Annotated in this window: 20 protein-coding genes; 6 read left to right on the forward strand and 14 right to left on the reverse strand. The window is 67.1% G+C overall.

The features are described 5' to 3' along the window. Positions 1-158: 158 nt before the first annotated feature. The 5 genes from ACZ3TI_RS23330 to ACZ3TI_RS23350 form a co-directional block, all read right to left on the reverse strand. Complete coding sequence (locus ACZ3TI_RS23330) at positions 159-488, reverse strand: hypothetical protein (protein ID WP_465729152.1); 330 nt, start codon at positions 486-488, stop codon at positions 159-161. Between the two features lie 79 nt (positions 489-567). Further along, positions 568-813: a hypothetical protein gene (locus ACZ3TI_RS23335; RefSeq protein WP_465729154.1), complete on the reverse strand. Its 246-nt coding sequence runs from the start codon at positions 811-813 to the stop codon at positions 568-570. After that, on the reverse strand, positions 813-1862 hold the full coding sequence (locus tag ACZ3TI_RS23340; protein ID WP_465729156.1) for a major capsid protein: 1050 nt from the start codon (positions 1860-1862) through the stop codon (positions 813-815). Before ACZ3TI_RS23340 ends, ACZ3TI_RS23335 begins: the two co-directional genes overlap by 1 nt. A 14-nt stretch (positions 1863-1876) precedes the next feature. Further along, a complete protein-coding gene (locus ACZ3TI_RS23345; RefSeq protein WP_465729158.1) occupies positions 1877-2296 on the reverse strand; it encodes a head decoration protein in 420 nt (139 codons plus the stop codon). A gap of 117 nt (positions 2297-2413) precedes the next feature. Beyond that, the gene (locus ACZ3TI_RS23350; protein WP_465729160.1) at positions 2414-3040 is read right to left on the reverse strand and encodes a hypothetical protein; all 627 of its coding nucleotides are present in this window, start codon (positions 3038-3040) and stop codon (positions 2414-2416) included. A gap of 231 nt (positions 3041-3271) precedes the next feature. On the opposite strand from ACZ3TI_RS23350, the gene ACZ3TI_RS23355 reads away from it, so the two are divergent. Beyond that, positions 3272-4003 (forward strand): TIGR02391 family protein, encoded by a 732-nt coding sequence (locus ACZ3TI_RS23355; protein ID WP_465729162.1) that lies wholly within the window; start codon positions 3272-3274, stop codon positions 4001-4003. 298 nt (positions 4004-4301) lie between these two features. Here the strand turns inward: ACZ3TI_RS23355 and ACZ3TI_RS23360 are convergent, their stop codons facing one another. The 4 genes from ACZ3TI_RS23360 to ACZ3TI_RS23375 form a co-directional block, all read right to left on the reverse strand. Next, positions 4302-4568, reverse strand: coding sequence for a hypothetical protein (locus ACZ3TI_RS23360; protein ID WP_465729164.1), 267 nt, complete (start codon positions 4566-4568; stop codon positions 4302-4304). A gap of 17 nt (positions 4569-4585) precedes the next feature. Then, on the reverse strand, positions 4586-5758 hold the full coding sequence (locus ACZ3TI_RS23365) for a S8 family peptidase (protein ID WP_465729166.1): 1173 nt from the start codon (positions 5756-5758) through the stop codon (positions 4586-4588). Positions 5759-6692: 934 nt separating this feature from the next. Beyond that, positions 6693-8612 (reverse strand): hypothetical protein, encoded by a 1920-nt coding sequence (locus tag ACZ3TI_RS23370; RefSeq protein ID WP_465729168.1) that lies wholly within the window; start codon positions 8610-8612, stop codon positions 6693-6695. A 95-nt stretch (positions 8613-8707) separates the two neighbouring features. Continuing rightward, entirely contained in the window at positions 8708-10033 is a 1326-nt protein-coding gene (locus tag ACZ3TI_RS23375) for a helix-turn-helix transcriptional regulator (RefSeq protein WP_465729170.1), read from the reverse strand. 155 nt (positions 10034-10188) lie between these two features. Between ACZ3TI_RS23375 and ACZ3TI_RS23380 the strand changes: the two genes are divergently transcribed. From ACZ3TI_RS23380 to ACZ3TI_RS23390, 3 genes are read left to right on the forward strand one after another with little or no spacing between them, the layout of a single operon-like run. Next, positions 10189-11181, forward strand: a complete 993-nt coding sequence (locus ACZ3TI_RS23380) for a Gfo/Idh/MocA family protein (RefSeq protein ID WP_465729172.1) — start codon at positions 10189-10191, stop codon at positions 11179-11181. Continuing rightward, entirely contained in the window at positions 11178-12431 is a 1254-nt protein-coding gene (locus ACZ3TI_RS23385) for a DegT/DnrJ/EryC1/StrS family aminotransferase (RefSeq protein ID WP_465729174.1), read from the forward strand. The genes ACZ3TI_RS23380 and ACZ3TI_RS23385 overlap by 4 nt, the downstream gene beginning before the upstream one ends. Further along, a complete protein-coding gene (locus ACZ3TI_RS23390; RefSeq protein ID WP_465729176.1) occupies positions 12428-12862 on the forward strand; it encodes an NUDIX hydrolase in 435 nt (144 codons plus the stop codon). Before ACZ3TI_RS23385 ends, ACZ3TI_RS23390 begins: the two co-directional genes overlap by 4 nt. A 92-nt stretch (positions 12863-12954) precedes the next feature. Here ACZ3TI_RS23390 and ACZ3TI_RS23395 read toward each other — a convergent pair whose 3' ends face one another. From ACZ3TI_RS23395 to ACZ3TI_RS23405, 3 genes are all read right to left on the reverse strand, one after another. Then, the gene (locus tag ACZ3TI_RS23395) at positions 12955-13278 is read right to left on the reverse strand and encodes a hypothetical protein (protein ID WP_465729178.1); all 324 of its coding nucleotides are present in this window, start codon (positions 13276-13278) and stop codon (positions 12955-12957) included. 79 nt (positions 13279-13357) lie between these two features. Next, complete coding sequence (locus ACZ3TI_RS23400; RefSeq protein ID WP_465729180.1) at positions 13358-14893, reverse strand: terminase large subunit domain-containing protein; 1536 nt, start codon at positions 14891-14893, stop codon at positions 13358-13360. Further along, positions 14893-15429, reverse strand: a complete 537-nt coding sequence (locus tag ACZ3TI_RS23405; protein ID WP_465729182.1) for a hypothetical protein — start codon at positions 15427-15429, stop codon at positions 14893-14895. The genes ACZ3TI_RS23400 and ACZ3TI_RS23405 overlap by 1 nt, the downstream gene beginning before the upstream one ends. Positions 15430-15598: 169 nt before the next feature. On the opposite strand from ACZ3TI_RS23405, the gene ACZ3TI_RS23410 reads away from it, so the two are divergent. Together ACZ3TI_RS23410 and ACZ3TI_RS23415 are read left to right on the forward strand one after the other, a co-directional pair. Further along, positions 15599-15979, forward strand: coding sequence for a hypothetical protein (locus ACZ3TI_RS23410; RefSeq protein WP_465729184.1), 381 nt, complete (start codon positions 15599-15601; stop codon positions 15977-15979). A gap of 269 nt (positions 15980-16248) precedes the next feature. Beyond that, positions 16249-16785, forward strand: coding sequence for a hypothetical protein (locus tag ACZ3TI_RS23415; RefSeq protein WP_465729186.1), 537 nt, complete (start codon positions 16249-16251; stop codon positions 16783-16785). Positions 16786-17344: 559 nt separating this feature from the next. Here the strand turns inward: ACZ3TI_RS23415 and ACZ3TI_RS23420 are convergent. Then, complete coding sequence (locus ACZ3TI_RS23420) at positions 17345-18778, reverse strand: ParB N-terminal domain-containing protein (protein ID WP_465729188.1); 1434 nt, start codon at positions 18776-18778, stop codon at positions 17345-17347. Further along, positions 18775-19437, reverse strand: coding sequence for a ParB/RepB/Spo0J family partition protein (locus ACZ3TI_RS23425; protein ID WP_465729190.1), 663 nt, complete (start codon positions 19435-19437; stop codon positions 18775-18777). The genes ACZ3TI_RS23420 and ACZ3TI_RS23425 overlap by 4 nt, the downstream gene beginning before the upstream one ends. Between the last annotated feature and the right edge of the window lie 390 nt (positions 19438-19827).

Genomic DNA, 19827 nt, shown 5'->3' on the forward strand with positions numbered 1-19827 from the left:
GCACGACGGCGCAGCTCAAGCGGGTAGGAGGAGGGACGTGCCATGACTCGAATCCTTACATGAAATCGAGTCTCTACCGAACCCGGGGCGGTTCACCCTGCCCTTCGGGGTCGCCTCAGTGCAAGGGCGTGGGGACCAAGGCGTAACTCTCAATTCGACTACCGGATGCGCCGCGCGGAACTCAGGTAGCCGGTGACGAGGTGAGGCAGTCCGTCGTCGTCGGGTCCGGTTTCGTCCGGTCCCAAGCAGTCTTGCAGTCGGGCGAGTTGCCGTTCGATGCCGCTGAGGTTGGCGGTGTTGTCCATGGTAACCACGCCGTCGACCACGAGGCGTAGCGGGTCGGCGAGGAGGCGTGCGCGGCGTTCGGTGAGGACCTCCAGGGCGACGGCGCGGGCGGCGTGGAGGCGCTGGTAGCGGGTTTGGAGGTCGGCGGGATCGCTGCTGGGCCCGAGCTGTGCGAGGAGCCAGGCCTTGGCTGCTTCGTCCATCGGTGGTTGGTCCTTCGGGGTGTGGTGAGGCCCGGCACCTGGTTGTGGGTGCCGGGCCTTGGCCGGTGGTCGGCTGGGGTTACTCGCTGGTGGTGGTTTTGGTGCGGCGGCGGGGGGCGGGCGTGTCCTCGGGGCCGTCGTCGTCCGGTTCGTCGTCTTCGTCGTCGTACTGCTCGGTGTCGGCGTCGTCGTCCGGTTCCCAGGCCCCTGGGTGGGTGATGAGGTCGGCGACCTCGGGGTCGGGTTCGTCACCGGGCTGGAGAAGAAGCCGTTCCCCGGTGGTGGGGTGGTCGATGTGGATGGCGGTTGCGAGTTGGCGCGGCATCACAGGACCTTCGCGACGATGTGGGCGTCCGGGGTGTGGAGGACAGGCATGCCGACTGCGGCGCCCTTGGTCCAGATCTGGACGGCATCGTCCTGGGCCCCTCGGGTGATGATGATGCCGGGCGCGTCGGTCTTGTCGATCTCCGGGTTGGTGCCGCGGGAGAGGACCAGGGACTCGGCGGTGGTGCCGTACTGGGTCTGGCCCCACTTCTCGCGGTCCGGCGGCAGAAGGACCCACCGGTCATCCGGCAGGACCTTGGTCGGGGTGCCGTCGACCCGGACCTGCGCCTTGTACAGGGTGATCGGCGGCAGGTTGTAGTTGCCGCGTACGACGTTGACCTGCTGCGGGGTAAGCGTGGCGGTCGGGGTCGTGGACGGGTTCACGCTCCCGTAGTACGCGGCCCGGTAGGCGTTGTTCTTCGCGAGGAAGGAGAACGCGCGGCGGGAGGTGAGCACCATGGCCGGCTCGGGCACGCCGAGGTCGTCGAGGTACTGGATCCAGCCGAGCTCGTCCGTGATGGGGTCCGAGGTCGGGTCGGACCACGGCTTCGGCGCGGTGGGCATGTTGGCGGCGGGCACACCGAAGTCCACCTCGACGGTGAGGCCGTTCTCGGCGTTGAGGGTGAACTTGCCGTCGAGGAGAACGTCGCCGGCGGCGAGCTCCAGGCGGGAGCGGATCGCCTCGACGTGCCGCTCGACGTCGTCGTACAGCAGCTCGATCAGTCGGTCCTGGTCTGCGCCGTGGGACTGCTCCAGCAGGATCTGCTCCTGCTCGCCGACGATGAGCTTCTGGCCGAGGGCGGGGAGCATGCCTTCGCGGGTGTTCTGCCACGCCTGCCGGTCGGCGAAGGGCACGCTCGCGTCGTAGGCGCGGTACTTTGCGGTGTTGACGTAGCGTCCGGTCTGCCGGATGCGCCACTTCACGTCCCGGGTGACCAGGGTCGGGAAGACGCTCTGGGTGAGCAGGAAGTCCGCCGGGTTGGGGATCGAACGGGCGAACGTGGTCAGGTCATTGGCGCTGACGCCGGTGATCAGGTCCTGGATCGTCACGACTCAGCCTCCTTTCAGACGAAGCGGATCAGCGGGCCGGTGGAGGTGAAGGTCACCTTGGTCGGGTCGATGCCGCCTGGCACCTTCGCGGCGCGAACGACGCCGTGCCACAGCATCGCCGCCGATACCTTGGTCTGGGCGGGCGAGAACAGGGCCTCGGCGAAGATGAACCCGGCGAGGTTCTGGGTGCCGTCGGTCGCAGTGGGGTTGAACGGCCCGTAGAGGCTGGACGCGGTGATCTTGCCAACCGGCACGCCGGACAGGACACGAGAGTACGGCTGGGCAGGGTCGGTGGATGCCTGGTAGTGAGTGCCGGCAGTGAACTTGGTGATGTCGAGCGTGATCGTTTCGGCGGAGTCGGTGCCGTGCAGGGACCCGAGCCAACCCCGGTCCGCGGTGTACGACGCCGACGTGGTGATCGGCTGGATGGTCAAGACCCCTCCTCGGGGCAGGAAGACGAGCGTGTGTCTCGCACCACCGAGGTGGTGCTGTCCACGAGGAGGGGCGTGGTCCCCACAGTCATCCCGGTTCGCTGCCGGGTCAGGCGGAGGTCAGCTGGTGGGCAGGAAGCCGCGTCGGCGGGCCATCTCCAGGCCGGCCGAGCCAGGCGTGGCCGGGGCCTGGCCGCGCGGCGGCGGGCCGCCAGCGGGCGCGCCGCCGGGTGCCGGGGTCGGCACAGGTGTCGGTCGGGAGCCGAACAGCTCCGGGCGGCGCGCCTTCAGGGCCGCAGCAGCGGCGGCGACGGCCTTGTCGTCCGCGTCGTCGGGGACATCGAGGAGGCGCTCGGCGTCGGCGAGGTCGTCGCCACTCGCACCGAGCCGGGTCAGGGCGGTCTGCCGGACGGCGGCCCGGAGACGCGCGAATGCCTCCTTCTCGCGCTGCTCAGCCGCGCGCTCGCGCTTCTCGGCAGCCTGCTCGCGCCGCTCCACCTCCGACAGCGATGCCTGCTCAGCCGCGCGCTGCGCCTCCACCCACGCCGACAGCGCGGAGGCGTCGGCGAAGCCGAGGTCGGTGACGATCTTCTTGATCGCGGCCCGCTCTCCCTGGGACTTCTCCCTGGCGAGCAGGCGGCTCAGGGTGTCCTGGGTGATAAGCGTGCTGCCGGCATCCGGCGTGGGCGGGTTGGTCGGCTGGCCCGTCGGGTCGGTCGCGGGCTGAGGCGACAGGGGGGCGGTCACGATACGGATTCCTCCGGAGCAGCGCCCCCGCGCCGATGATCAGTGTAGCCAGATGCCCCTGGTGCTGGCATCGCGCATTGAGCAGCCGCATGGTGGCCGCTCGTTCCGGCCGGCGATTTAACTGGCGCTGGCCGCATTGTGACGGGTCATCCCAAATGCTTCCGCCAGCGAGCCGCAACGGCGAGGCCTCGGAGATTCGCCCACCTCTGGCCGTTAGAGCGTGCTTTGCTGATGCCTCACGAGGCCACCGCCGATTGGAGCGACATGCCGTCCGCAAGCTGGGCTCTTGAGGCAGACGTTGTCGTCAGACTGCCGCTCGACGACCTTGCGTTTCGGGTCCTCCGGGACGCCAGGGACAGCCAGGAGTGGAACTGGAAGAACTGGATGACCAGTATCCGGCGGCACTACCAGGGCCGGGAAGACGTACTGCACGCGCTTACCGAGGCGTGGACGTGGCTGATCAATCGTGGGCTCATTGTGTGGAACTACCAGCAGTCCAGCGATGCGGCAATCGTGGTCAGCCGGGCCGGTCAGGAAGCCCTTGACCGGGGGCTCCAGTGGGTACGGGCAGTCCAGCGCCTCGACATCGAGATGGTTCCTGTGCTCGAAGAACGAGTCCGCCCTCAATTTCTCATGGGCGACTTCGAGGCTGCGGCGCTTCTCGCAATGAAGGAGGTCGAGGTTCGAGTCCGCAGCCTCGGTGTGTTCCCCCACAGCCTCATCGGCACCAAGTTGATGCAGGAAGCGTTTCGGAAGGACGGAGGTCCCCTTACGGACCCCGACGCGGACGGCGGCGAAACCGTCGCGCTGATGGAACTCTTCAAGGGGGCCATCGGCCTCTTCAAGAACCCCGCCAGCCATCGCAGGGTTGACTACACCGATCCCACCGAAGCCGCTGAAGTCGTTCTCCTGGCCGACCTACTCCTGCGCTTGCTGGACAAGATCGAGGCCGCCAAACGCTAGCCAGCACTGGCCCCAACGAGGTGCGCTGCTCCCACCTCGTGGGGGCCCGGTCGCCCGAGGATACTGAGTGGCGATCATTCCGCCAGACCATCGGGGTCGAAAGCGGATGGGCTGGCGGTTGAGCTCGGCGACGGGTTCAGTGACGTACCCGCCCATGGCCGGGGTGGCGGTCAGGGCGAGCATGCACAGCAGGGCGCATGAAGCAGCGGAGCCCTCGCGCTCCGCAGCTGCCGGGGGCAGAGGGGCCTGGCCCGCGCCGAGGACAGCAAGGCGCGACGCGACGCTGCCTCTCAGGACTTCACGGCGATCCAGGCGGTCCAAACCCTGAGATGGGCGGATTGGAATAAACGCCTCCCACCTCGTCCGGCTGTTCTGGCCCTTCGAGCCGCCTAGCAGCATCCTCAGTCACGAGCAGGACGTACTCCCCTTCGGCCCGGTCGACGGCCACCAGGCCGTACGCCACATCAACCTCGTCGCGACTCAGCCCCAGAAGCCTGAGTGCATCTTCTAAGGTTGAACCCGCAGGCAGGGTCACGGTGACGAGAAGTGTCCGCTCCTTCAGCATCCACATCACCACCCTTGTCAGCCCTGCTGCCGCTGGAGTGTCTCCAACGCCTTCGCTACGTTAACTACTCCATACCCGTAATCGTTGCTGTATGTGAGCCCGTCGGGGTGATCAGCAGATCGTTGGAGGATCGTCCGAAGTTCTCCCGGGCTTACACGGCTCGGTGGCCACGCTGTCCGCAAAGCCGCAACCGCCCCAGCCACGGTGGGGCAAGCCGCCGATGTACCCGTGTCTGCAGAGCCCACACCATACACCTCAGATCCGGAGAAGTGGGTATACCCGCAGAGATCAGGTTTATGTTGATCAAGCCTTCCAGGCCCCAGTGACGAGAAGCCTGCCCACTGCCCGTTGACGTCCGCCCCTGCAACACAGAGGGCCTGGGGATGTGAGTTCGCACCGCCAATAGGTAGGGTGTCACCCCAGTTACAGGCCGGATCCGCACAGTATTCGCCGCAGTTGCCTGCCGCAAATAGCACATCTGCGCCCGCACTCTCCAAGACTGCCACGGCCATATTGAATGGGTGCGCCAAATTGTTGGAGTAATTTCCAGGATTACCCGGCTCGAAATCCCAGGCAGGGGAATAGCAGCCCCAACTATTGCTCACCACGAGCGCACGCTCATCTTCCGGCATAGAATCAAGAATTAACCGAAGATGATCAAAGGCCGCCACCGCATCCGAGAGATAGCCATCCATCTCAGTAAGGCCACGTCGACGGGAGAGCAGTATAGGAATATCAAGGATTTCCACGGCAGGAGAAGCGATCAATGCATCGAAAGCACACATTGTCCCATGGTCCGCCGGGTAGCGCCCGGCAAGACGCGGAACAGAGTCCGGACTCCAGCTTCGAGCAGCATCGACCGTAAAAGAATCACCGAACGTCTGCGCGAGTCGAGAGGCATTAATACCCGTATCCAGGATAGCCAGCGCGACTCCCCGCCCGTCAAGACCATGTTCCTGCAAGTGTGTAACTTGCAACCTTGCTTCTACGTCCTTCCAGGAGCCAACAGGGTCTTGATTGAAGCAGACTGGTGACCCCTGAATACTTGCGTCAGCAAATACCCCGAGTATGTCTTTTCTGCGCGCCATGAGCATTGACACGCTTGCAGGGATATCGTCATCTGATATCTCACCACGCACTAGCACGCTGACGTTTTCTGGATCAAACGAGAATTTCAGCGGCTGCCTCATGGAGAGCGGGTTCCCGCCAGGGAGCTTTGGTGTAGCGCGGGGCATGGCCACTGGGTTGTATGCATAGTCGATCTCGACGCCTGGGATATCGCCCACGATGTCCGCCGTGGACTGTTTCCTCGGAGATGTAACTATTGCAGCTGTTACATCCGGAGGCCGCCACAGTTGGATTAGAACTTGCACGGACACTCACCCCTACTCGTACCGCCTCGTTCCTCTCCATCCAGCGTCTTCCTGTGCCGCGCACGGTGCCACTTGAACTGCCCGCTCACCGTTGACCCAGGATGCGCCGGTCATCAGACCTCGTCTGACGCGCAACTCGCTGAAGGTGCCGCACTGCGGACAGAGATCGGCTCGTATGTGCCCGGCGGCCAGGCCCGTTACGGGCCGCGAGCTGCCGACCGTCACCGGTGGGACTGGAAGTGCGACAAGACCTGACAGCTGCCAGGCCGACTACTGGCTCTCAGATGCCCAGCAGACCGCCGATCAGCTCGCCGATGAGCCTGGCGCCCATTCGGGCGGCGTACGCCCGGTGCTCGCGCTTTGAGGGCTTCCATAGGCGGTTCGAACTAGCCACGGGCTGCATCACCCGAGGCCGGCATGCGTTCCTGATCCGGCGCGCTGTCGCATGGGCCACGCTGATCACCTTCTTCGCCTTGGGCTGCCTGGTTGGCAGCCGCGACGGCACCCTGCCACGGTTTCAGGCCCCGCTAGTCCAACACCCGGTTCCCTGTGGACAACTCACGTCTGTGGGAGATGGATCACTCATGCGGGTGCACGGCCGGGTCTCCCCTGCGGCGAAGCCGTGGGGGTAGGGGGGTACAGGAAGGGATTAGGAAGAACCAAGGAAGGACAGGGTTCCCCCCGCGAAACCTGCTGGGTTTCCCGAGGGGAACCTACTGGGTTTCGCTGGGGGAACCCTTCCCGGACGACATCAGGGTTTCGCCGGGGGAACCCGTTCTGTCCGCAGCCCCGGTTGTACAGGTTCGCCCTGGTGATCAAGCAGATCCTTGCTTGCCGCCGCGGCTCGGGGGGTCGGTGCCATCTGGTCTGGCGGCAGTCCATGGAGCTTCTGCACCATCATGTCGGCGGTCACGGTCGCCTGGTGGGCTGCGGCTGCCGCTGCTCGGGCCTCGATCTGCTGGATCTCCTGCGCAGGCTCCTCGATCGGGTAGCCCGCGTCGGAGAGCATCCTCACAGCGGTCTCCAGCGACAGGACGCCAGCGGTGTAGGCCGTGACCACCTCGTCGAGGACGGCTGCCCGGTCGGTCGGCGTGTGCGGGCCCCAGACAAGCTTCGCCGGGAGGCTCTCCCCCGTCGGCCAGCCCTCGGCCCGTCCGGCCTGGTGCAGGCGGCAGGCCATCTTGAGGAGCAGCGCGTACTTGTGCGTCCGGGCCAGGCGCATTGCGGCCACCAGCGAATCGAGAGGGCCGAGTGCGAGCTGTAGGGCATAGCCGGAGGGGACCGCGGCCGGGTCGATGGTGCCGAGGCCGGAGGAGGTGAGGCGAGAGTTGCCGGCGACGCGGTCGAGAAGGTGGTCGATGCGGGAGCGGAGTTCGGCGAGCTGGGCGGAGGTGTCGAGGGTGTGCATGGATCCGCCGTCGGCCAGGGACCAGACGGTGCCGGCGCGGACCTGAAGCGGAAGTGTTGCCCCGGTGGTGCGGTCCTTGGGCAGGCGGACGCCGGACAGGCCGATGATCGGGGTGCCGGTGGTCGCCGAGGCGGCGGCCGAGTCTGAGTCAGTGGCTGCGAGTTCGTCGAGGGTCTGCATGACCTTGGCGATCAGCGGCTGCCCCCAATGCTCCCCGGCATCCGGGATGGTGTTCGTCAGGTGGACGACGGGCAGGAAGTCGATCATCAGGTCCAGCCCCTGGAGGACTTCGCCGTCGGAACGGACTCGGTAGGCGGCCTTGTCCATGGGCAGGTTGTAGACGTCGTGCTGCGCCTTGAGGTCGTCCAGCAGCCACTCGGCGTCGGTCAGGTAGCAGGTCACGCCGGACGGCCGGCCTGGCGCCCACGGGTAGGTGCGGCTGACCATCCCGCTCGCCGCGTCGAGCTGGTCACCGACGATGAGGACAGGGTCGCCGTCCGGCCCGGTAACCCACTCCCGTACCGGGAAGCCGTCCTTCGAAACGCCTGGCTGTGTGGCAGCGCCGATCGGTCCAAGCTCGTAGGTGATCCGCCGGAGCCGGGCCTTCAGCCCGCGGCGGTCGTCCTCAGGCAGCTCCCACGCGAAGTGCACGCGGGTCGGATACTCGGCGGCGTCGGTCTCGTCGTCGGACCACTCGGGGAAGTAGAAGCCGGCGTCGATCGTCCGCAGCGCGGGCCGACCCTTCGACGGCTCCCACGCCAAGGTGTAGACGGCATCCCCGGACCGGATGGCGGCCCGCTCGGCCTGCTGAATCCGAAGAGGCAGCAGCTCCTTCTCCGCCCATGCCCGCAGCTGCTCCTGAACCGCGCGGTGGCCCCCGTCATCTCCCGCCACAGGGTCGTTCTGCTGCTCAGCGCCAGGCACGACGATCGTCTGCTCGGAGCCGAGGAGGTAGCCGAGCGCGGTGTCGATCAGCTTCGCCGCATCGCCCAGCTCGCGCCGCTCAAGGCCGGTCTCGTCGCCAGCTGCGGCAGCCAACTGCCCGGCCTGGTTGTGGTCGTAAGCGGCGAGCAGCTTGTACGCCTGCAGGCGGCGCAGGTCCTCCGGTGGAACCCAGCTGGCAGCGAGCTCGCCGAACGGACCGAAGCCCCGGCGCGGGGGTGTGGCCATCACCGGCTTGTAGTTCAGCCACGACCAGGCGTCGATGACGAGATCACGCAGGCTCACGGGTGCCCTCCCGGCACAACTCAGGCCCCACGCCACCCATCAGCGTACGCGGACCAAGATCGCACGGTCGCTCTCGTGTCGCTGGATTTCAAGATCCGCTGCCGGGCCGCCCGTGACCGGATCCGTCATCGTCAGCTCGCTTTGAGCCGCTCCAGGAGATCGGCGACCCCATCGACCTGCCGATATGGCTTGAACGACGGGACAAGCTCGCGGACCAGGCTGATGCACCGTTCGGCACCGATCCGGCTTGCAAGGTCGAGGGATTGGTTCGTGACGGCGAGGGCCTGTTCGATCTCGTGGGCCTGTAGGAGGCTGCGGGCCTCGTAGGTCAGGAAGATCCCGCGGGTCTTGTCACGGGAGCGCGGCAGGAGGCTCATGCCCTCGTCGATGCGGGCGTGGGCTTCGTCGGTGCGGCCGAGGTCGAGCATGCACTGGCCGGAGTCGACGGCCAGGTCAGCTGTGCTCATCCATCGGCACCAGGCGGGTGCCGGGTCTGGGCTGTCGGTCAGCAGGGCGGCCTCGGCGGCGGTTAGGTCGCGGTGGCAGTCGGCGGCAGCTCCGAGGGCGGCGTGTGCGCGGGCCCGGCGAAGGTAGAGCAGGGAGCGGGCGGTGGGGTGCTGGGTGTGGATGAGGGCCTGGCTGAGCGGTTCGACGGCTGCGTCGGGCTGGGTCAGCCAGATTGACTGGTAGGCGAAGTCGGAGAGGACGCCGGCGCCGAGGTCGCGGTCGCGGGCGGCGTGCGCGTTGGTGAGAGCCGCGTTCCAGAGCTTGCCCGCCGCGAAGTGCTGGCCCTGGTCGAAGCGGTGCCAGCCGCAGGTGCTGGCCAGGGAGGCGGCTAGCAGGTGGAGTCGTCGGCCGATGGGCTCGGTGTACCGGCCCTGTTCCAGGAGATCGGTGACCGTCTCCAGCTGGGCGTCCATCAGCTTCGCGGTGTGCTGCCGCTGTTCGGTGGGCAGGGCGGTCAGCTTGGCGCTGGTGTCCTCCAGCCAGTCGACCAGTTCGCCGTCGACATGTTTGCCGTTCAGAGCGGTGGTGAGCCGGTCGGGTTCGAGGGTGGCCCACTGGGCGGAGAGCCCGGCCAGCGCGAGCGCGCTAAAGGTCATGAAGGTGCGGCGGCGATGATCCATTGCGGCTCTCTGTGCGTCTCGAAGTGCGTGGACGGTGAACGCCGATCCGAGCGGCACCGGCTGTTCCTGGCCGGGCAGCCAGTGAGGCCATTCATAGGCTTCCAGGTCGCTGATCGGGACGTCGAAGGCTTCGGCGATCAGGAGCTGGGACTCGAAGCTCGGCGTCTTCTTCCAGTTCTCCCACTTGCTGACGGCGGCCTTGTCGGTGCCCGAGCGAAGGCCCTCGGGCCTGTTCCTGGCGGCGTGGTGGATGCGGGCCGCGAGGTCGGTCTGGGACCAGCCGCGAAGCGCGCGGGCGTAGGCGAGGGGGTGCCGGATCTGGTCGTCCACGGGGCCAATTCCATCATCGACGGTGACGGTGAGCGTACTGCGCGTACGGGCGGGACTACCCCGGGACTACAGACAACGCCTGGTTGGTGACCGTGAGTTGGGCTCTACTCGTCGTGCATCGACAAGTTCCTTCACGAAGCGGAAGGAGTCCGCGTATGAAACGACGCGCTGCGGTCATCGGCCTCGGCCACCAGGCGCTCGAAGACCATCTGCCCGGCCTGCTCGCCTCCAGCCGGGCCGAACTCGTCGCCGTCTGCGACAGCAACCCCGACACCCTGCGGCAGCGGCAGGACCAGCTCCAGGTCCCCGGGTTCACCCGTGCCGGTGACCTGCTGGACGCGGTCGCCCCGGACTTCGTGGTCGTCGCCGTCCCGCACCACGCCGGCCGCGAAGTCGTCCAGGAGTGCGCCGCCCGGGGCGTCCACGTCCTCAAGGAGAAGCCGTTCGCCACCTCCGTGCCGGAGGCCCAGGACCTTGCCGAGATCTGCCGGTCCGGGCAGGTCGAGCTGATGGTCACCCTCCAGCGGCGCTTCAACCCGATCTACACCAGCGTCGCCGGGCTGCTGGACCAGATCGGTACCCCGTTTCTCATCGACGGCCAGTACACCTTCCACACCGATGACCCCGGCGGCGGCTGGCGCGGGGACGTCCGCCAGGCTGGGGGCGGCTGCATTATCGACATGGGCTACCACCTCATCGATCTGCTGCTGTGGTACTTCGGCCTGCCCAGCCGGGTCATCGCCGAGTTCTCCACCGCGGCCGTGCCCGGCGGCGGATACGACGCGGAGGACACCGCCGTCATCCAGCTCGGCTACGACAGCGACCTGTACGGCTCGGTGCTGCTGTCGAGGTGGGTGGCCCCGAAGACCGAGCGGCTGCACGTGGTCGGCACCCGCGGCTCGGTGCTGCTGACTAAGGGCCAGGTCCAGCGCCTCGACCTGGGCGGCGCGGTCGTGGAGGAGCTGACCCGCCCGCACGCGCCGGCCTCGGCATCGGCCGCGCAGATCGACTACTTCTGCCGCGTCCTGGACGGCGAGAGGCCCAACACCTCCGGCCCCGACCAGCACCTCGCGCACGCAGCGTTCATCGCCTCCTGCTACCGGTCCAAGGCGGCCGGGCGCTACATCGACCCGAAGGAGATGCTGTGACCAGCACGCTCGCTCTGCTCGGCGGCAAGCCCGCCGTCACCGCCGCAGGCCCGCACTTCGTCTGGCCGCCGATCGACGACACCACCCGCGCCAAGGTCGCCACCCAGTTGGAGGAGTCGATCTCCATCCCCGGCCGGTCCGGAATCGTCGCCGAGCTGGAGGACGGCCTTCAGGAGTACTTCGGCGTCCGGCACGCGGTCACCACCAGCTCCGGCACCGCCGCCCTGCACGCCACCTACTGGGCCGCGAGGATCAAGCCCGGCGACGAGGTCATCGTGCCGGCCTGGACCTTCCACGCCACCGCCTCCCCGCTCTTCCACCTCCGGGCAGTGCCGGTGCTGTGCGAGACCCGGCCGGACGGCAACATCGACCCGAACCGAATCGAGGAGCTGATCACCCCCCGCACCCGCGCGGTCATGGTCACCCACCTGTGGGGCAAGCCCGCCGACATGACCGACATCGTCGCCGTCGCGAACGCCCACGACCTGGCGGTGCTGGAGGACGGCTCCCACGCCCACGGCGCGAGCATCGCCGGGCAGAAGGTCGGCACCTTCGGCCTCGCCTCGGCGTTCTCCCTCAACGGCCCCAAGCCGCTGTCCGGCGGCGAGGGCGGGTTCGTCCTCACGGACGACGACGACACCTACCACCGAGTCATCGCGCTCGCGCACTACAACAAGCGCGCCAAGACCGAGATCCCGGAAGGCCATCCGCTCGCGCGGTACGCGGTCACCGGGGCCGGCCTCAAGCTCCGCATCCACCCCCTCGCCGCCGCCATCGCCCACGACCAGCTTGCCCGCCTCGACGGCCACCTCACCGGCCGGGCGGAGATCGCCCGCTACCTCACCGGCCAGCTGGCCGGGATACCCGGCCTGGAGATCACCCCCATGCCCGAAGGGGTGATCCCGTCCTGGTACGGGTTGACGCTCACCTACCGGCCCGACGAGCTCGGCGGCCTGCCGATCGAGCGGTTCCACCAGGCGCTGATCGCCGAAGGCGCCACCGAGTTCGACCGGCCCGGCTCCACGTGCCCGATGAACCAGCTGCCGCTCTACCAGCAGCCCGGCCCGCTGTTCCCCGGACACCCGCACTCCCACCGCCGGTACAAGCCGGGGGACTTCCCCGTCGCCGAGCACGCCCACGCCCACACGATCAAGCTCCCCGTCTGGCATCGTGAGCAGGATCTCGAACTGGCCAAGCAGTACATCCGCGCGGCCATCAAGATCAGCGACCATCACAAGGAGCTGCAGTGACCGTCACCTCCCCCGAGTTCGCGGCCCGCCTGGCGGCCGACGCCGAAGCCGCCGGCATCACCGGCTTCGTCGCCGCCGCCGTCATCAACCACGACGGCCGCGTCCTGCTCGTGCGGCGCAACCCCGACGACTACATGGGCGGGATTTGGGAGATCCCCTCCGGGACCGTCGAGACCGGGGAGACCATCCTGGATGCGCTGCACCGCGAGACAACCGAGGAAACTGGCCTGACCATTAACCAGGTCACCGGCTACATCGGCCACTTCGACTACCAGAACAGCCGCGGCGGTACGACCCGTCAGTTCAACTTCGCGGCCACCGTGGAGAAGACCGAACCCGTCGTACTCACCGAGCACGACGCCCACCAGTGGGCACTCCCCTCCGAACTGCCCGAGGTCAGTGACGCAGTCCGCAACTTGATCGCTCCCTGACCACAGACGTGTCGCGCGGCCTGGTACTCGAAGCGTTCGTCGAGAACCAGGCCGCAGTCAGTCAGGCTCACCGACTCAAGAGCCTTGCCAGCCTACGGCTGGAACGCGCACCCAGCACCGAACGCGTTCTCGTCCAGATCGGCCTGCCGCTCGGGGCCGAGCTTGGCCCACTCGACCGCGCATAGCTCCTGCGACCGCTCCTGGCCGCGAGCGACGATCAGCGACTGCGCAAACCGGCCAGCCGCGATCGACCGCTTCTGCTTGGCCTCGAACTGCTCCGCCCATGCCGAGGCGCTGGCAGCCGGGTCGGGCTTCTTCGGAGTTTCCCCTGATGCGGCGATCCACGCGATCCCCCCGGCAACAAGCGCCGCGCACAGTAGCTCAACGGCGATGAGCCGCGCCCCCTTCAGCTTCATGATCGGGACGGTAGCAGCGGAGCCTGACACATGTTCAGGTTTCGCCTTTGGCCATAAGCCCCCTTGTGGCAGTTACGCGTCATCGGCGACCGTTGAACCGGCCGTCGTCCGGGTTGTTCGGCATCGCGCTGAGCTGGTCGGGGTCGGCGAGTTCGGTCAGCCCGTGCACGGCAGCGTCCATGCGGTCCGGCGAGTCCATGCCAGCCACCCAGGTCACCATCTGGCTCTCCAACTGCGAGTAGTGGCCGACGTGGTGGACGCGGCCCTGCTCGTACAGCTGGGCGATCGGTTCAGCGCGGAGGCGCTTGCCGACCTTTGCGGTGACTTCGAGGATCATCGGCATGAGCAGGCCGCGGGTCTCGCCGTCACGGGCGAGCTGCTCCCACGCCTGGGTCACGACCTGGCGGGCCATGTCGCCTCCGTAGTTGGACTCGACCACGATCGCGTCGGCCTTCAGTTCCATGGCGAGGCGGCAGGCGGTGAGGCCCCAGTCATTGGCGCCCATGTTGCCGGAGCGGTCGTCCAGGACGTACAGGTGGTCGTCGAAGCCGAGGGCCACGCCGATGACGCCGGTCTCGTCTCCGACCAGGCTCTCGCCGCCAGCGGGGTCGACGGCGACGATGACCCGGGCCAAGTCGAGCCCGCTGAAGGTGATGGCGGTGACGCGGTGCTGGTCGATCCATTCGCGCTTCCAGACTCCGCCTTCCTGCGGGCGGGGCTTCTGCTGGTACAGCGACCACCAGACGCGTTCGCCGACGGCGCGCCGTATCCCGGCGAGGGCCTTCTTGCCGTACCGGGCTGGCCATAGGGGCTCGCCGAGCTTGCGGCCGAGGGCGTCGTTCGTGCTGTCGGCGACGGCGGGCAAGTCGATGATGATCCAGTCCCCGGCGGTCTCGCTGGCGAGGATGCGTCCCGCGAGATCGTCCTCGCTCCATCTGGTCTGGATGACGATCACTGAGCCGCCTGGCTCGATGCGGGTGAGGAGGACGGACTGCCACCACTCCCACAGGCGCTTGCGCATCGTTGGGGACTGGGCTTCGGCGTCGTCCTTGATCGGGTCGTCCACGATGGCCAGGTGCGCGCCCTTACCGGTCAGGCCACCGCCCACGCCGGCGCAGACGAGACCGCCCTCGTGTCCGGCGATGTCGAACCGGTTCGCCGCCTTCGAGCCTGGGTGGAGGGCGACGCCGATCTGCTCGCCCCAGGTCGTGATGGCGTCGCGAATCCACCGGCCGTGGTCGTCCGCAAGGTCGGCGCTGTAGGAGGCGATCATCACGCGGTGGTCGGGCCGCTGCATGAGGTACCACAGCGGCGCCCACCTCGCGGCACGACGGGACTTGCCGTGCCGCGGGGGCATCGTCAGCAGGAGCCGGATGGACTCGCCTGCGGCGATCCGTGCGAAGGCGTTGTCGATGAGCGCCAGGTGCTCCGCCTGCATCTCCCTGCCAGCGGTCAGCAGGGCGGCCATCGAGCCGGGCGACCGCTTCAGCGCGATGTCCCTCTCGACGGCGGCCAGCTCGTCCCGCAGCGCCGGGGATGCCTTCTCGGCGATCGCGCGGCGCCGCTGGGCGGGCAGAGTCCGGTACTGGGCGATCAGATCTGTGGGGGCCGGCATCAGTCGTCACCGCCCTCGGAGAAGGCGATCAGCTTCGCCAGCTCCGCAGCGGTCACCGACTCCACCTCGAGCGGCCCGGCGTCCGGACCGGACAACTCGGTGCGGGCCGGGCTGTCGATGCCAAGCAGCCGTGCGTCGCGTTCCAGGATGCGTATCGCCCGGTCGATCGCGGGCAAGTCACCGTCCTTGACCGCCCGACGGAACGCTACAAAGAACAGCCGCTCCAGGCGCATGTGGTGGACGACGCGCAGCTCGTCCACGGACATATCGAGGTTGAGGTGCCGCTCCTGGAGGGCCTGGCTGACGTCCTTGCACGCGTAGCGGATCAGCGCCGCATCGTCCGGCGGCTCCTTGCCTTTGGTGTACAGATCGACGCCATAGCCCTGCGGGTAAGCGACACGGTCGGAGTTGATCGCCGGGTCGGCGGCGAGCTTCCGGCCGATGGTGAGCCAGTCGACGCCGGCGAGCTTGAGCTCGACGGCGTCGGCGCGGCGCTGCGCGATGGCAGCGCGCTGCGCCTTGGTGGGGCGGGCCATGGCGCGGGTCCTCCGTCCGGTGCGCCCCCGCGCAATCCCCATGATCCAGCAGTCAGAGCCCCTCGCCGAACGAGTGGAAGATCCGTGGCATAAGAAGTGGCACTTTGGTGGAAATGTTGGCAGTATCGAATCCCGGCAGTACGGTAGAAGACGTCACATAGGAGCAGCAATGAGCAACGATGTGATCACCGCAGCGCACGCCAAGACCACGGCAATGAACATCCACGAGCTGGTCGCTAGGCTGAACGGCCATCTCGGCGCCACTGCGGTGGCGGCACTGTCGAACGTCCGCGATAGCAAGCTGCCGTACCGCTGGGCCAAGCCAGAGGGCCCCACTCCGAGCACAGAGGCGCAGCTGCGGCTCCGGGCAGCTCATAGGGCATGGCTCCTCATCGCCGATGCTGACAGTGATCACGTTGCCCGCTCATGGTTCCTCGGGGCCAACCCTCTGCTGGACGAGGAAGTGCCGGTTGTAGCTCTCCGCAACGGAGACATCCGCACCGTGCTGCGCGCGGCGGAAGCCTTCATCCAGGGGACGTGGCACGCATGACCTCCGCGACGGCAGGTTCAGGGTGGCGTGACGCCTCCTCTGGACTCACTGTCGTCGCGCCGCCGACGCGGGCCGTTTGGCGTATCTTCCGAATCGCCTATGGAGCGTTGAACCCGCGCATACCGGACGGAGTTCCGAGCGACTCGGACGTGAACTGGGGCCGATACGACATCCCCCACCACGTAACCCTCTACGGGGCTACGGACAGGCGCGGGGCGTTCCTTGAGACGTTGGCTTACGCGAAGCTCCCCCACGTCGACTGGCAGGCCATGTTCGACGATGACGTGTCGTCAGCTGGAGACCCGATCTCCATCGACTTGTCCACGCTGGGCCACATGCCAACTGGAAGCGAATGCAAGCAGTGGCGCATAGATCGGAAGGTCTCCGAAGTCTCACTGGATGCAGATGGCCATTACGTCGACATTTGCCATTCAGACACCCTTCAAGTGCTTCGCGAGCATGCCGACGAATGGGTGCCCGATGACGCCTTACTGGAAGACCCGGCACGCATCGATATATCTCTACTGACTGGCAACCGACGCAGCGTCACCAGCTGTGCAGCCCAATGGATCAATAGGCAATATCTCTCGAATGGTTCTGAGCCATTGGGAATTTGCTACACCTCTCGGCATGGGACAGACCTCCACTGCTGGTCACTTTGGATCCCATTGCTTGGAGAAACGGCCCAGGAGCGCGTTTCAGATCTGGTCAAGCAATATGCCGCACTGAAGAGTGAATCCACTATCGATAGTGACGACCAAGATCTGAAACACGCAGCCGACTCTCTTGGCCTCCGCTGCCACTGAGCAAGTCGCACAGATTCAGGCAGGCCTACATGAGCGTCAGCTGCTCCGGCCCCAGCTTGTTGACCGTTGGCGCAGAGGCCGGAGCGTCGGGCGCACCCCTTTCCCGCCGCAGCCACCAAGCGAAATGATAGTTACGACAGGTGGCGTAGCGCCGCTGGTGCCGGCGGGGGTCGTCCGCGGGAATGTTGTGCGGCCCCCAGCCAGTGATGGGCCGTGCGCCGCGGAGCCGCACTTCGAGGCCGGGGACCAGAGCCGGCCCGTCCCAGTGGTACCCGGGGGCGGGCTCGAAGGCCAGGTGTGCGTTAGCGGCCCAGTTCCAGGGGATGGGCAGGGCGCACAGGTACCAGGCCAGCGGGGGGTTGCTGGTGGGCAGGTGGATGGTCTGGAGCTTGATATGTGCTCGGACGGTAGGACGGTCTGGCCGACCGAAGGCCCTCAGGCAGTGCTGGTCGAGTGCAACGTTTCTAATTCCCGCGAGCCACATGATGCTGTAGTCGGCGCGGGCTAGTATCTCAACGCGAATTTGGTCAGCCAAGGCCGCCCCCTCATTTCTTCTTCGCTATTCCTTGAGAGAATTCCTCTCCATTACCAATTTTATCAACATTTCCACCAATTCATGATGCTTGCCGTGGCGGAAGCCGTTCGGATAGGGCATGTTGAATTCCTCGTCGAAGGCCTTTCGGTAGTCGGCTTCGTCGAGGGCCTTGGGGCTTCGGCAGATCGCCTTGATGTTGGAGTCGGCGGCGTCGCGGATCTGGACGTCGTCGAAGTAGCCGCGCAGAAGTGGCTCCAGCGTCTGAGGGGTGTGGAAGCGGAGCTTCTGCCACTTGCCCTGGACGAAGTTCATCTCCACGTTGTTGTCGTCCAGGAACGACATGTTGACCGCGCCGCCCGTGGTCGCCCGGTTGGCGTTCTCCATCTGGAGTTCCTTACGCAACCCGCGGGTTCCGAGGCAGACCACACCGTCCTCGGCGCACAGGGCGTTGACGGTGGCGAGCACCCAGTGCTGGTAGTCCAGGGAGGTGGTCGCGTTGATGACGCTGTCGAGGACGACGACGTCCGCGAGGCCGTGGTCGCGAACGTCCCGGTGCAGGGCCCGGATCTGGCCGACGACGGCACGCACGTCGACCGCGTACTTGCCCGGCGCGGTGCGGTAGGGCTCGTAGTCGAGGACCGCGTAACCCTTGCCGCGCAGCATCTTGGCGTAGTCGCCGTGGCCGGCGCCGAAGTCCACGACCCGCTGCTCGGGCTGGAGCCAGGGCAGCACGAGCTTCTCCCACGTCTCGGAGCCGTAGGTCGGACCGGACTTGGCCTTCGACGTGCGCTGCCTCAGGCGCTTGGGCTGGACGATGTGCTGGTTCCACACCGGGGCCTTGTCCTCGATCGCGGTCCAGTCGTAGACGCCGTACTCGCCGGTGAGGTCGGTGTACAGCTGGAGGGCCTCCGGGGACGGCACAGTCCAGGCGAGCAGGTCGAAGCGGTGGGCGGCGGCCACGACGGCGTACTCGGCGTTGAGGATGATGCGGCCCTGGTCATCCATCACCACGGAGCCCCACGGTCCGTGGCCGGCGCACATCTGGCCGATCGCGTTCACGAAGGACGCGTTCTTCTGCTCGTCGACCTGGATGGACTGCCAAGGCACCCAGCTCCACTGGCCCATCTCGCCGGGATCGGCGTGGACAACGCTCGCCTCGGTCTCCACCTTGTTGTGGAGGAGGTTGAAGCGGATCTCGTCCTGGAGGCGGACTGTGGTGCCGAGCATGACCGCGGGGGTGTGGGTGATCCCAAGCGCCGCCATGCCCTTGGTTCGCTGGTGGCCTGCGACCAGCGTCCCGTTGGCGTTGAGGATGACCGGCTTGACGATGCCGTGGCGGGCGATGCTGACCTTGAGCCGCTCGAACGCCTCGGGGCTAAGGCGGCGGGGGTTGTAGTCAGCGGGGCGCAGGTTCGCCAGCGGGTAGGCCTCGTGGAAGGTGGTGGTGGGGATGCTCATCCGGCATCGGCCGCCTTGTGAGCGTGCTGGAGGACGTGCCAGCCGAAGCCCAGGTCGCCGTTGGTGTCCTCGACGAACCGCTCGTGCAGCGCGTCGAGGGCTTGGACCTCCTCGGCGGTGATCCGTACGCGGGTGGAGGACCACTGGAGGTAGCCCCACTGGAGGTAGTCCACGGTGGCCTTCTCGCCGGTGCCGGCGCCGTCGCTGGTCAGCTCCAGGGTGCCGGGCAGTTCGACGTCGTCGAGGAGGGTGTCGAGGTCGTCCTGGCCGTAGCCGGTGCCGTCGAGGTCGGGCAGGTCGGAGAGGATGTCGGCGAGCAACGCGGTGTCGTAGCCCGCGAGGTCGGAGGTGCGGTTGTCGACGACGACGATGCGGGCGGCGGCCTCGTCGTCCACGTCGACCCAGGTGACGGCGATCTGCTCCCAGCCGCGCTGGAGGGCCGCTTCGTGGGTGTGGTTACCGGCGAGGATCTCGTTCGGGCGTCCGGTCAGAGTGCCGCGGTTGACGACGATCGGCTTGAACTGACCGTTCACGCGCAGGCTTTCTGCGACGGCTCCGACGTCGCCCCGGCGAGGGTTGCGGTGGTAGCGGGTCAGGTCGCCGATGGGAACGGCGTTGGGCAGGAGATCGTCGACGATCCGATCGATCGGGTCAGGCACGAGGGGTCCTCCGTAGGCCGATTCCCCGCGCCCTACGCCGCAACAGCCTAGACGACCCACGCCTCGTCCGCCGACCCAACGGCTCTTCCGACCAGGAGGTTTGACGGACGAGGCTCCCTTCACTGAGACTTCTGCCGAGGCGGTCTGGTTGAACAAACCGCGCCCACTCTCCCGAAAATGTAGGGAGAGGGCTCAACGGCCAAGATGGTCTTTGTCACGCCGGCGCGCGGCTAGAGCATGCGGCTACCCCACACAGTAAGTGGGATTGAGCGCCCCGGCAGGGGCAGGTGGTTCGCCACCACGTAGTGAAGGCGTAGATCGCGCGATCGATGCCTGCTAGACGAGACGATGCGCCGGCAGGGATCTCGGTTCGAACCTGTCCGTTTATGC

This window comes from Kitasatospora sp. NPDC023120 (genome assembly GCF_055560835.1).

Coding starts and splice junctions, on each gene's coding strand:
- ACZ3TI_RS23330 (WP_465729152.1), bottom strand. CDS start 488: ATGGACGAAGCAGCCAAGGCCTGGCTCCTCGCACAGCTCGGGCCCAGC.
- ACZ3TI_RS23335 (WP_465729154.1), bottom strand. CDS start 813: ATGCCGCGCCAACTCGCAACCGCCATCCACATCGACCACCCCACCACC.
- ACZ3TI_RS23355 (WP_465729162.1), top strand. CDS start 3,272: ATGCCTCACGAGGCCACCGCCGATTGGAGCGACATGCCGTCCGCAAGC.
- ACZ3TI_RS23360 (WP_465729164.1), bottom strand. CDS start 4,568: ATGCTGAAGGAGCGGACACTTCTCGTCACCGTGACCCTGCCTGCGGGT.
- ACZ3TI_RS23365 (WP_465729166.1), bottom strand. CDS start 5,758: ATGAGGCAGCCGCTGAAATTCTCGTTTGATCCAGAAAACGTCAGCGTG.
- ACZ3TI_RS23380 (WP_465729172.1), top strand. CDS start 10,189: ATGAAACGACGCGCTGCGGTCATCGGCCTCGGCCACCAGGCGCTCGAA.
- ACZ3TI_RS23395 (WP_465729178.1), bottom strand. CDS start 13,278: ATGAAGCTGAAGGGGGCGCGGCTCATCGCCGTTGAGCTACTGTGCGCG.
- ACZ3TI_RS23400 (WP_465729180.1), bottom strand. CDS start 14,893: ATGCCGGCCCCCACAGATCTGATCGCCCAGTACCGGACTCTGCCCGCC.
- ACZ3TI_RS23405 (WP_465729182.1), bottom strand. CDS start 15,429: ATGGCCCGCCCCACCAAGGCGCAGCGCGCTGCCATCGCGCAGCGCCGC.
- ACZ3TI_RS23410 (WP_465729184.1), top strand. CDS start 15,599: ATGAGCAACGATGTGATCACCGCAGCGCACGCCAAGACCACGGCAATG.
- ACZ3TI_RS23415 (WP_465729186.1), top strand. CDS start 16,249: ATGTTCGACGATGACGTGTCGTCAGCTGGAGACCCGATCTCCATCGAC.
- ACZ3TI_RS23420 (WP_465729188.1), bottom strand. CDS start 18,778: ATGAGCATCCCCACCACCACCTTCCACGAGGCCTACCCGCTGGCGAAC.